Genomic DNA, 12,581 nt, shown 5'->3' with positions numbered 1-12,581 from the left:
GGACGGCGGCGCGGGCGAGGTCGTGCGCCCAGGCCCGGTAGCCGGCGGGCGACGGGTGGAAGCCGTCGGAGGCGAACAGCCCGCGGTCGCGCGCCATCGCCTCGTCCATGGGAGCGTGCACCGCCCCGCCCGCGCGCGCCGCGTCCCGCATGATCCGGTCCATGGTCCGCGCGCGGGCGCCGAGCACGTACCGCAGCGGCCGCGGGAGGGCGGGGAACCGGTGCACCGGCGGCATGCCCGCCACCAGCACGCCCGCGCCCGGGTACCGCTCGCGCACGGCGCCGACCAGTTCGGTCACGTCGGCGGCCCAGCGGCGCAGCGGGCGGCGCCGGATCAGGTCGTTGATCCCCGTGGTGATGACCACGAGGTCGGGCACGAGGTCGGGCCGGGTGCCGCCCGCCGGCGGGACGAGACCGGCGGTGATGCGGCGGGCCGTCGCGCCGTTCTCACCGGAGACCGACCACGCCACGCTGCGCCGCAGCCGGTCGCGCAGCGCCTCGGCCAGGAAGCCCGGCAGGGCCTCGGCGTGCCGGGACGCGCCGACGCCGACGGCGGTGGACTCCCCGATCACGACGACGCGGAACGCGGGGCGGCCGGTGCCGGGGTTCGCGCCCGGTACGAAGCCGTGCTCGTCCCCGCCGGCCGGGTCGAGCCGGGGTGTCCGGCGCACGGTCCGCCACGCCTGGACGGCCAGCACGGGAGCCAGCGGAATCAGCATCATCGACTGGGGCGCGCGCGCGAACGCGAATGGTCTCTTCATCTGCATCCCACACTGCTGGATCGGCCCCCGAGGCTCAGCTCAGCTCACCCGCTCCCCGAGCAGGCTTCCCGCAATCTCCGCGATCACCTCCGCCACATATGCGTGCCCTCTCGGATTCAGGTGGATTCCGTCGGAACTCCACATCGCGGGGTCAGCGACTTTCGCCACCGTCGCCGGTTCCGGAAACGACATTCCGAAGTCGCGGGAGACGCGGTCGAGCTCGGCGTTGAAGTCGTGAATGCGCTGGACGGTCCGTTTCTTGCGGAACTGCGAGATGGGCGAGAGGTCGAGCAGCGGCGGCCGCGGCACCGGGATCGCCACCACCACCGCGCCGCGCCCGCGGGCCCAGCCGAACAGCTCGTCCAGCCGCACCGCCGCGGCCGGCCGCTCGAAGCCGCGCAGCGCGTCGTTCATGCCGCAGCCGAGCACCACCAGGGCGGGCCGCAGGTGCCGGACGGCCGGCAGCTGGTCGCGGGCGACGTCCTCGACCGTCGCGCCGGGATCGGAGACGTTCAGCATCGATTCGCGGGGAATGCCCAGGTGGGCGGCGAGCCGTCCGGCCCAGCCGAGCCACCCGCCGGCCGGGTCGGGGTCGGCCTGCCCCTCGGCCACACTGTCGCCGAGGACCACCATCACGGGCCCGTCCCCGGGCCGGCCGCCCCTCACGCGAGGAGTTCGAGCAGGTAGTCGGTGAGGGCGGTCACGGTCTCGCGGCGCCGGGCCTCGGCCACGTCGACCTCGACCTGGAGGTGGTCCTCGATGTCGCTGATGATGCTGATCGCGTAGACCGAGTCCACCCCGTAGCGGGCGAGTTCGACCGACGGATCGATGTTTTCCGGGGGCCTGTCGAGGTAGAAGGCGATCCTGTCAAGAAGCCACGATTGCAGCTCGTCGTGGGAAATTGTTTCCGATGTGGTCACCGCACTCCTCCTTATGTCAGAGGATCGTCGAATCAATCGCGATAGGTATTGGGTGACGAGCAACACGCAAGATACAACCAAACGCTTGATGTGTCCTCAAGTGGCAGGGTGAACGATCGGACACGGCCATGTCTCTGTTCCGTAAATTAAGTCAGCGGGCCGGTAAAACGGCACCCCGCCTACCCGCTGGTAACCCTGCCGTTAAGGGGCCCAGCGGACCGTGATCGGAAAACGCTGTCCCCGCCCGCCCCAGCGGTCCGCTTCTCCACCGCGCGCCGTCCCGCGGCACGCCACCTGCGTCGTTCCCCAGCAGCCGCGCGGCGGCGGCCCGGGCGGAGGTCCCGGCCGGCCCGGCACGTTCCATGAGAATTTCGGACAACCGCCCAGAATCACCCAGCGCGAGGGTGCCCCGCGTTCCTTGCCCTGGGGACAGAGTCACCTGTCCCTGGCGCGTCAGTCCTCAGACCGTCCGGTCAGCGGCACCGGTCCGGTCAGCAGGGAGGCGACGGGGTTGGGCTCGCGGCCCTGTGCGATCCGGTCCCGCACCGCGTGCGCGTGCCGCGTCCGCCAGCGGTGCGCGGCGAGCCGGTGGAACTTCGCCAGCTGCGCGGCGGCGGGGCGCGGCACGCCGGTCAGCTCGTAGCCGTGGCGGCGCAGCCGGTCCGCGAGGACGTGCTCGACCAGGTCCGCCTCCTCGTCCTCGAAGCGCTCCCGCCACGCCCCGACCACGCGCGTGTTCGGCGCCTCGTGGGTGCGCAGGTGCCACGTGCGCCGGGCCGGCACGGTCCTGCGGGCGTGCTGGTACGCCTTGGTCATCTCGGCGTCGTACTCCTCGCCGAGGAACGCGCACAGCTTCACCAGCTCGTCCTCCGGCTCGGCGACGAGGTCCTCGTAGCGGAACTCGTAGAAGGTGTCCGGGCCGAGGCGGGCGCCGAGCCGCCGCCCGGTGTCGACCGCCTCCCGCCAGGTGAGCGCGGCGGCGTACAGGTCGCCCTTGAACCAGGGCATCCGCGTCAGCGAGCTCACCGCGTCCCGGCCGTCCCGGACGAGATGGACGAACTGCGCGTCCGGGAACATCCGCCGGAGCATCGGCACGCGGCGGAAGTAGCTCGGCCGCTTGTCGCCCCACCGCGGCTTGCCGTGCGCCCGCGCGTAGGCGCGGAAGACCGCCGCCACCGCCGACCCGACCGTCGGCGGTCCGTCCACGATCTCCTCGATGACGTCGTCGGCGGCCAGCTCGAGGACCCTGAACTTGGTGTCCTCGCCGCGGGTGATCCATTCGGCGAGCGCCCGCCGGTTCTCCGCGAGCTCCAGATCACCGAAGCCGTGCCTGGTCTCGTACGCCACGTGCACGAACCGCGTCTCGGACGGGAACGCGATACCGTGATGCGAGTGCAGCATCTGCTGCAGCAGCGTCGTCCCGGATCGCGGGCAGCCGAGAACGAAGATCGGCCGGCAGGACTCCGTTGTCATGGCGGGCGAAGTTACCCACGGCTCCTGAATCCAAGCTCCAGCCGACCTCCAGGCGAGCTGAACGTCCCCGAAGCCCCTGCGGCACGGGGTCTCCGGCACCATAAAAATCGTCCCTGGTGCGGTAAATGGCAAGGTCAGCGACCCGGACCGGCCGATCCGCCGCTTAAAGACTTCCCTTCCGGCGAGAAATAAGCTAAAGTAACTACTGGTGTGCCGGGAAGCCTGGTCGGCGAGACAGGATCTGTCTCCGACCAGGAGGGTATGGATGACTCCCCGGCACTTTCTCATTGCGCCGGCTCCGCCGCGCCGAGCCCGCCCCCAGGACGCCAGGCCCTATGACCTGAGCCACATCACCTGGGCGCACGCCTTCCCAGATAGCTGAGCACGACCCCTTTCCACGCTCAGCGAATCCTTTCTCAGTACCGGGCCGCCGTTTTCGGCCGCCCGGCGGTCAATGACGTCTCGAAGCGGAAGCGTGCATTTCTCATGGGCGAATTCTTCGATGCCGTGCTCGGTTTCCCCACCGCTCTATTCAGCTTCTCCCTCCTGGTCGTCGCCGGGTACTGGACGCTCGTCCTGCTCGGCGGCCTGGGCGTCGACCTCCTCGGCGCCGGCACCGATGCCGATACGGGGGCCGGTGCCGGCGCCGGGGACGCCGACGGCGGCGCGGACGGGGACGGGCTCGTCGCCGAACACCTCGCGGTGCTGGGCCTCGGCGGCGTCCCGGCCACGGTCGTCCTCTCCCTGCTGATCACGATCGCGTGGTTCGTGAGCCTGGCGGCGTCCGCGCTGACCAGCGGCGTCGCCCTGCGGCTGCTCGGCATGTCGGGGGCGCTCGTCGCGGCCTGGGCCGGGACCCGCCTCGCCGTGCTGCCGCTGCGCCGCGTGTTCCAGAACCAGGTCGCGGCGTCGCTGCGCGACTTCGTCGGCCTGCCGTGCGTGATCCGGACGGGCCGGGTCGGGCCCGACTTCGGCCAGGCGGAGGTCACCGCGCCGGACGGGTCGTCCGCGATCGTCCAGGTCCGGCAGCCCGCGGCGGACGTGCCCGTGGCGGGCGCCGGCCTCACCGCCGGCCTGCCCGCGGGCCTGGCCGCGGGCAGCACCGCCCTCATCTTCGACTTCGACCCGGACGGCCAGTTCTTCTGGGTCATGCCGCACGAAACCGCGTCCGACCTGGCCGAAGACCGCCGCCGGACCGGCTGACCCCCGCGACCTCGTCCCCCAGCAGAACAGGGATCCCGATGGACACCATCACCATTGGAGCCGGTGTGCTCCTCGCGCTCGCCCTGCTCATCGCCCTCGGCCTCGTGCTGATGGTGAGCCGGTTGTTCCGCAAGGTCGACCAGGGCCGCGCGCTGATCATCTCCAAGCTCAAGAAGGTCGACGTCACCTTCACCGGCGCGATCGTCCTGCCCGTCCTGCACAAGGCCGAGCTGATGGACATCTCGGTCAAGACGATAGAGATCGAGCGGACCGGCCGGGACGGGCTGATCTGCAAGGACAACATCCGCGCCGACATCCGCATCACGTTCTTCGTCCGCGTCAACAAGACCGTCGAGGACGTCGTGAAGGTCGCACAGGCGATCGGCACCGAGCGCGCCAGCAGTCAGGACACGCTGCAGGAGCTGTTCTCCGCGAAGTTCTCCGAGGCGCTGAAGACCGTCGGCAAGCACCTCGACTTCGCCGACCTCTACACCCGCCGCAACGAGTTCCGCGACCACATCATCCAGGTGATCGGCACCGACCTGAACGGCTACAGCCTGGAGGACGCGGCGATCGACTACCTGGAGCAGACGTCGCTGCTCTCCCTGGACAAGACGAACATCCTGGACGCTCAGGGCATCCGGAAGATCACCGAGCTGACCGCGCTGGAGCACGTCCGCACCAACGAGTACACCCGCAACGAGGAGAAGGAGATCGCCCGCCAGGACGTGGAGGCGCGCGAGGCGATCCTGGAGCTGGAGCGCCGCCAGGCCGACGCCGAGCTCCGCCAGGAGCGCGAGATCGAGACCGTCCGGGCCCGCGAGCAGGCGGAGATCGAGCGGGTCAAGGCCGAGGAGCGGCTGCGGGCGCAGGCCGCGCACATCCGCACCGACGAGCAGCTCGGCGTGCAGCACGAGAACAAGGACCGCGAGGTGTCGGTCGCCGCGAAGAACAAGGAGCGCGTCCTCGCGATCGAGAGCGAGCGGATCGAGAAGGACCGCCTGCTCGAGGTGATCGCCCGCGAGCGGGAGACCGAGCTGACCCGGATCGCCGCCGACAAGGAGGTGGAGGCGGAGAAGCGGGAGATCGCCGACGTCGTCCGGGAGCGGATCGCGGTCGAGCGGACGGTGGCCGAGCAGGAGGAGGCCATCAAGCGGCTGCGCACCGTCGAGGAGGCCGAGCGGGCCCGCCAGTCGGTGATCATCCACGCGGAGGCCGAGGCGCAGGAGAACCTGGTCAAGGACATCAAGGCCGCCGAGGCCGCGGAGGCCGCCGCGCAGCACCGGGCCCGCGAGGAGCTGACGATGGCGGAGGCCCGCCGGCAGGCCGCCGAACTGGACGCGGAGGCGAAGGTCCGGCTGGCCGAGGGCCTGCGCGCCGAGTCGGCCGCCCCCGGCCTCGCCGAGGTCGAGGTCCGCGAGCGCGACGCCGCGGCGATCGAGAAGGTCGGCCGCGCCGAGGCGCTCGCCGCGCAGGAGATGGCGATGGCGGAGGCCGCCCGGATCCGGGAGAGCCTGCGCGCCGAGGCCGAGGGCCTGCACGAGAAGGCCGGCGCGATGGCGGCGCTGGACGAGGCGTCCCGCCAGCACGAGGAGTACCGGCTGCGGCTGGAGGCGGAGAAGGACGTCCGCCTCGCCGGCATCGAGGTGCAGCGGAAGGTCGCGGAGGCGCAGGCCAGCGTGCTCGCGGCCGGGCTGGAGAAGGCCGACATCGACATCGTCGGCGGCGACTCGGTGTTCTTCGACCGGCTGGTCGGCTCGATCGCGCTCGGCAAGGGCGTGGACGGGTTCGTGCGGAACTCCGAGGTCGCGCAGTCGCTCGCGGGCCCGTGGCTGGACGGGACGTCGTCCTTCACCGACGACGTGACCCGGCTGCTCGGCTCGATCGACGCCGGCGGCGTCCGCGACCTCACGCTGTCGGCGCTGCTGCTGCGGCTGATCAAGTCCGGCGGCCCGGAGGCGGCCGGCCTCCAGGACCTCCTGGACACCGCCCGCCGCCTCGGCGTCGCCGACGCGCCGCTGCCGGCGGCCAACGGAGCCGCGGTGACCGCCGGCTGATCGAAGAGACCTGCGGCGGGTCGCCGGGTCCGGGGGCCGCCGGACCGGCGGCCCGCCGCAGCCCGAGCGGACCGGCGGAACGGGGACGGCGTGGACTTCGGCCAGAGGGGAGAGACGGGTGGGCGAGGGCGTGCGGCAAGAAGGCGTGCAGGCCGAGGGCGTGCAGGCCGAGGATGTACGGCCCGGCGGCGGCCGGGACGGGCTGGACCACGGGACGTACGAGGTGCTGCGGGCGCGGCTCGCCGGGCACGCCGGTGAGCTGGCGCGGCGCGCGGAGGCGCTGAACGCGCGGCGGCTGGAGGTGTTCGGCGGCACGGAGATGCGGCTGGCCGGCACCGAGCGGATCCGGACGGAGCACAGCTGCGTGCCCCGCGACGTGGTCGCGCTCGGCGGGGTCATGCTGTTCGGCTACAACGTCTTCCTCGGGCTGAAGCCGGAGACGGCGGTCGGCGACGTGTTCTCCCTGCACCGGTTCACCCGCGGCGAGGACGGCATCGCGTTCGCCCCGGCCGGGCCGGAGGCGGTGCCGGGCCTGCTCGACGACCCGCGCTTCCTGCGCGACTTCGCCGACATGTACCGGTACTACCGGCAGGCGCGGCTGCTCCAGCTCCGGCTGGTGGACGGGCGGCTGCTCGCGGTCTTCCAGACCGGCCCGCGCCTCACCGACCTGCGCGTCCTGCGGTGGCGGACGGCCCCGGACGGCACCGTCGCCTACGAGGACAACCAGGGCGAACGCGACCACTCGTTCCCGCCCGCGCACGACGTCGACTGGGTCGAGACCACGCGGGACGACCACGTCCTCGGGCGCCACCCGCACATCTCGATCGGCGGCGAGCTGTTCGTCGAGACGATCGGCGGCACGCTCACGGTGAAGATCGAGGACAACACCGGCACGGGCGAGGGCATCTACGCCGAGCCGGTCGACGAGCCCCTCCAGTCGCTCGCGGACGCCGACGTCCTGCACGCGCGCGTCGGGGCGCTGATCCTGCTGCGGATCCGGCCCTACAACGAGTCCGCGTGGCGGCACCTGGTGTTCAACGTCCGGACGAAGGAGGTCACGCGGCTCGACGGGATCGAGCAGGCGTGCCGGCGGCTCCCCGACGACCACGGGATCATCTTCCCGGGCGGCTACCACCTCGACACCGGCGCCGCGAAGACGTTCGACACCGACGTGGCGGGGCTGGAGTACGAGCGGGTCATCCGGTCGCCGAACGGCGAGGACGTCCTCTACGTCTTCCACTCGCGGGAGGACGGCCGGTCGCTGCTGCTGCCCTACAACGTGATCCGCAAACGGGTCGCGACACCGGTCACCTGCCACGGGTACTCGCTGTTCGAGGACGGGACGCTCGTCGTGATGCGGGCGTTCTCCGACGAGCCGTCCCGCGTCCACCCGATGCAGATCTGGGCGACCCCGTACGTGTCGGACGCGCACGCCGCCGCGCAGCCGGTCGGCACCGGGCCGCTGGAGCGGGTGGGGAACGCCGACCTCGTCCGCGGCATCTCCGAATGCCTGTCGATCGCCCGGATGGTGGACGAGATGTCGCCGTCCACGCGGGTGTTCGAGGCGCTGATCGCGTCCTGCACGCGGGTCGCGGACCTCTACCACTGGCTCGCCGACGAGGAGCTCGGCGACGTCACCGCGCCGCTGGCGGACGTCCGCTCGACGGCGAGCCAGGTGCTGGAGGAGTTCGAGAAGGTCCAGGCGCTGACCGAGCAGGCGGTCTCCGCCGTTTCCGAGGCCGCCGACGGCATCGCCGCGCTGGTCCGGAGCGCGCGGACCGAGCCGCCGGCGACGGCGGACGGCTGGATCTCCCGGCTCGCCGGGTTCCGCCGTGCCCAGGGCCGGCTGGAGACCCTGCGCGACCTCCGCTACGTCGACACCACCCGGATCGACGAGCTCTCCGAATCCGTCCGGGCCGAGCTTCGCGACGCGGGCGAGGGCGCCGTCGGGTTCCTCCAGCGCGAGGACGCCTTCACCGGCTACCACGCCGAGGTCGAGCGCATCACCGAGGCCGCCCGCGCCATCGAGACCGCCGCCGACGCCGCTCCCCTGGCCGACCTCCTCGCCGCGCAGAACGAGGGCCTGGAGGTCGTGACCGAGGTCGTCGGCGACCTCGACATCACCGACGCGACGGCCCGGACCGCGATCCTGGAGCGGGTCGGCGAGGTGCTCGGCGGCCTCAACCGGGCCCGCGCCGTCCTCGACAACCGGCGCCGCGACCTGCTCGGACGCGAGGGGCGGGCCGCGTTCGCCGCCGAGCTGGCGCTGCTCGACCAGTCGATCGCGGGGGCCCTGGCGACCGCCGGCACGCCCGAGGACTGCGACGAGCAGCTCGGCCGCCTGCTGCTCCGCGTCGAGACGCTCCAAGCACGCTTCGCCGAGCTGGAGGAGTTCCTCGCCGAGCTGGAGACGAAGCGGACCGAGGTCTACGAGGCGTTCTCGTCCCGCAAGCAGACGCTGCTGGACGAGCGCGCCCGCCGCACCGACCGGCTCACCGGCTCCGCCGAGCGCATCCTCGCCGGAGTCCGCCGCCGCGCCGCCGCGCTCTCCTCGCCGGACGAGGTCAACACCTACTTCGCCACCGACGCGATGGTGGCCCGGCTCCGCTCGATCGCCGACGAGCTGCGCGGGCTGGACGACGGCGTCCGGGCCGAGGAGCTGGAAGGACGCGTCAAGGCCGCCCGCCAGGAGGCCGGCCGGGCCCTGCGCGACCGGCTCGACCTGTACGGGGACGGCGGCGGGACGATCCGGCTGGGCCGGCACCGGTTCGCGGTCAACACGCGGCCGATCGAGCTGACCCTCGTCCCGCACCGCGACACGGTCGCCTTCGCCATCACGGGGACCGACTACCGGGGGCCCGTCCGGGACGCGGGGTTCGCCGCGACCCGGCACCTGTGGGACCAGACCCTCGTCTCGGAGACCCCGGACACCTACCGGGCCGAGTACCTGGCCGCCTCGATCCTGGCCGCGTCGCCCCTCGACGACCTGCGGCGGGCCGCCGCCGACGGGCGCCTCCTCGCCCTCGTCCGGGACGCGGCGGCCGACCGCTACGACGAGGGCTACGAGCGCGGCGTCCACGACCGGGACGCGGCCCGCATCCTGGAGGCGCTGCTGCGCCTGCGCACCGACGCGGGGCTGCTCCGCTACCCGGGCACGGCCCGCGCCACCGCGCAGCTGTTCTGGACGTACGGCACCGACGAGGCCGGACGCTCCACGTGGACGACCCGGGCCCGCTCCCTCGTCCGCGCCCGCGAAGCCTTCGGCCGCACCGGCGCCCTGACCGACCTCACCGCCGAACTCGCCACGTCGATCGCCGGCTTCACCGCGGCGAACGGCCTGCCCGGCCCCGACCCGCTCACCGCCGAGTACCTGGTCGAGGAACTGGCCACCGCGCCCGACGGCTTCGTGACGAGCCAGGGCGCCCGCACGCTGCTGAAGGGCTTCGCCCAGGCGCTGGGCGACGGCACCCTGGACGACGACCTGCGCGGCGCCGGCACTCTCGCCGCGCGCCACCAGCTCGCCGAAGCCTGGCTCACCTCCTACCTCGGGACGGGCGCGGACGGCGACCCGGCCGACGTCCCCGAGGCGGTGGCGACGCTGCTCTGCGCGTCCGACCGCTACGACTCCCCCGCCGCGCTCACGGCGACGATCGAGGACCTGCTCGGCGACCACCCGCGCATCGCCGGCCGCAGGCTCGTCCTGCGCCTTGACGAGCTGCTCGCCCGCACCCACCGCTTCGGCACGGAGCGCGTCCCGGCTTTCCGCGCCTACCAGAAGACCCGCAACGACCTGATCGCGTCCGAGGAGAAGCGCCTGGGAATCGCCGACCTGAAGCCCCGCACCATGAGCGCGTTCGTCCGGAACCGCCTCGTGGACGAGGTCTACCTGCCCCTCATCGGAGACAACCTCGCGAAACAGCTCGGTGCCACCGGTGAAGGCAGGCGCACCGACCAGATGGGCCTGCTCCTGCTCATCTCACCGCCCGGCTACGGCAAGACGACCCTCATGGAGTACGTCGCCGACCGCCTCGGCCTGGCCTTCGTCCGCGTCGACGGCCCCGCCCTCGGCCACGACGTGACGTCCCTGGACCCGGCGCAGGCCCCCAACGCGACGGCGGCCCGCGAGGTCGAGAAGATCAACCTCGCCCTCGAGATGGGGAACAACGTCCTGCTCTACGTGGACGACATCCAGCACACGTCACCGGAATTCCTGCAGAAGTTCATCCCCCTCTGCGACGCCCAGCGCCGCATCGAGGGAGCGACCCGCACCTACGACCTGCGCGGCAAGCGCTTCGCCGTGTGCATGGCGGGCAACCCGTACACCGAGTCCGGGCTGCGCTTCCGCATCCCCGACATGCTCGCCAACCGCGCGGACGTGTGGAACCTGGGCGACGTCCTCTCCGGCAAGGACGACCTGTTCGCGCTGAGCTACATCGAGAACACGCTGACCTCGAACCCCGTCCTGGCGCCCCTCACGACCCGCGACCGCGGCGACGTCGAACTGCTGGTGCGGCTGGCCTCCGGTGACGAGACCGTCCGCCCCGACCGCCTGTCGCATCCCTACTCCCAGACCGAGCTGGACGAGATCCTCTCCGTCCTCGAAAAGCTGATCCACGTCCAGCGGACCGTCCTGACGGTGAACCGCGCGTACATAGCCTCCGCGGCCCAGGACGACGCGTCCCGCACCGAACCGCCGTTCCGCCTCCAGGGCTCCTACCGCGACATGAACAAGCTCGCCGAACGCATCCTCCCCGTCATGAACGCGACCGAACTGGAAGCGGCGATCGACGACCACTACAAGGCCGAATCGCAAACCCTGACGTCCGACGCCGAAGCCAATATCCTTAAACTCGGAGAACTCCGCGGCACCCTGACCGCACCCGAAGCCGACCGCTGGACGGAGATCAAAACCGCCTACCGGCGCTCCCGCACACTCGCCGGCAACACCGAAGACCCGTCCGTGGGAGCCCTTCTGCACCTGGCGGACAAACTGGCCGCGATAGAAGAAGCCCTTCGCGGCCGCTGACCGCCGAGCCCGCGCACCCGACGAAGTCACGGGACGCCGCCGGCGTCGCGGCTTCAGCAGATCCGGGGCAGGGAGTCGTCCGGCAGCGGGGCGATGGGCTGGGTGCCGTCGAAGGCGGTCTTCACCAGGACGGTGCCGGGCGGGTCGTCGTGCAGGTGGCCGATGGCGGCGGCGCCCGCGCCCAGCGGGTGGGCGCGCAGTGAGGCCAGGGCGGTGTCCGCGGCCTCGGATGCGACCACGATCACGGCCCGGCCCTCGCAGGCGACGTGCAGCGGGTCGATGCCGAGGAGTTCGCAGGCGCCCCGGACGGCGGGCCGGACGGGGACCGCCTCCTCGTCCACCACCGCGGCGAGGCCCGCGTCGGCCGCCAGTTCGCCGAGGACGGCCGCCACACCGCCCCGGGTCGCGTCCCGCATGCGGCGGACGGCGCCCGGGCAGCGGGCGGCCAGGTCGGCGAGCAGGCAGTTCAGCGGCGCGGTGTCGGAGGCCAGGTCCGCCTCGATGTCCAGGTCGCCGCGCGCCAGCATGATCGCGACTCCGTGCTCGCCGATCGGCCCGGTGACCAGGATCGCGTCGCCGGGACGGACGTCGCCCGCGGGCGGGGAGTGGACGACGCCCACGCCGGCGGTGGTGATGTAGCAGCCGTCGGCCTGCCCGCGCCGGACGACCTTGGTGTCGCCCGTGACGATGTCGACCCCGGCGGCCTCGGCGGCGGCGCTCATCGAGGCGGTGATGCGGCGCAGCGACGAGACCGGGAAGCCCTCTTCGAGGATGAATCCGGCGGACAGGTGCAGCGGCGTCGCACCGGAGACGGCGAGGTCGTTGACCGTCCCGTTGACTGCCAGGTCGCCGATGTCCCCGCCGGGGAAGAAGAGCGGCGACACCACGTGCGCGTCGGTGGTGAAGGCCAGGTCGGCGCCGTTGACGGCGAAGCACGCCGAGTCGTCCATGCGGTCCAGGATCGGGTTGTCGAACGCGTCCTTGAACACCGCGTCGATCAGGGTGCGGGCGGCCCTGCCGCCCGCACCGTGCGCCAGGGTGACGGCGTCCTCGCGCAGGCGGGCCCTGCGGCCGCGGGCCCGCGTGATGCGCTCGAGGACCTGCTCTTCCCGTAGGGCCATCAGAGCGCCTCCCGCGTCAGT

Annotated in this window: 8 protein-coding genes; 3 read left to right on the top strand and 5 right to left on the bottom strand. The window is 72.4% G+C overall.

The annotated features are described in order from the left end of the window. From E1284_RS17470 to E1284_RS17455, 4 genes are all read right to left on the bottom strand, one after another. Positions 1-760: SGNH/GDSL hydrolase family protein (locus E1284_RS17470; protein WP_207923808.1), on the bottom strand; the 760-nt coding region annotated here is incomplete at its 3' end. Positions 761-799: 39 nt separating this feature from the next. Next, on the bottom strand, positions 800-1,393 hold the full coding sequence (locus tag E1284_RS17465) for an SGNH/GDSL hydrolase family protein (RefSeq protein ID WP_243714547.1): 594 nt from the start codon (positions 1,391-1,393) through the stop codon (positions 800-802). Positions 1,394-1,422: 29 nt separating this feature from the next. Further along, positions 1,423-1,680, bottom strand: a complete 258-nt coding sequence (locus E1284_RS17460) for an acyl carrier protein (RefSeq protein WP_207923807.1) — start codon at positions 1,678-1,680, stop codon at positions 1,423-1,425. A gap of 453 nt (positions 1,681-2,133) precedes the next feature. Further along, positions 2,134-3,153: a sulfotransferase family protein gene (locus tag E1284_RS17455; RefSeq protein ID WP_131940152.1), complete on the bottom strand. Its 1,020-nt coding sequence runs from the start codon at positions 3,151-3,153 to the stop codon at positions 2,134-2,136. A 486-nt stretch (positions 3,154-3,639) separates the two neighbouring features. Here E1284_RS17455 and E1284_RS17450 point away from each other — a divergent pair, with 486 nt between their 5' ends. From E1284_RS17450 to E1284_RS17440, 3 genes are all read left to right on the top strand, one after another. Beyond that, on the top strand, positions 3,640-4,356 hold the full coding sequence (locus E1284_RS17450) for a hypothetical protein (protein WP_131940151.1): 717 nt from the start codon (positions 3,640-3,642) through the stop codon (positions 4,354-4,356). A gap of 38 nt (positions 4,357-4,394) precedes the next feature. After that, complete coding sequence (locus E1284_RS17445) at positions 4,395-6,413, top strand: flotillin family protein (protein ID WP_131940150.1); 2,019 nt, start codon at positions 4,395-4,397, stop codon at positions 6,411-6,413. A 145-nt stretch (positions 6,414-6,558) separates the two neighbouring features. Beyond that, positions 6,559-11,439: a DNA repair ATPase gene (locus E1284_RS17440; RefSeq protein WP_165965312.1), complete on the top strand. Its 4,881-nt coding sequence runs from the start codon at positions 6,559-6,561 to the stop codon at positions 11,437-11,439. 53 nt (positions 11,440-11,492) lie between these two features. Here E1284_RS17440 and hypE read toward each other — a convergent pair whose 3' ends face one another. Next, positions 11,493-12,560, bottom strand: a complete 1,068-nt coding sequence (gene hypE / locus E1284_RS17435) for a hydrogenase expression/formation protein HypE (protein ID WP_131940149.1) — start codon at positions 12,558-12,560, stop codon at positions 11,493-11,495. Positions 12,561-12,581: the final 21 nt, after the last annotated feature.

It is taken from the genome of Actinomadura bangladeshensis, assembly GCF_004348335.1.
Classification (GTDB): Bacteria; Actinomycetota; Actinomycetes; order Streptosporangiales; family Streptosporangiaceae; genus Spirillospora; species Spirillospora bangladeshensis.
Note: the sequence above shows the minus strand (reverse complement) of the source record. Positions and strands in the feature narration are given on the sequence as shown.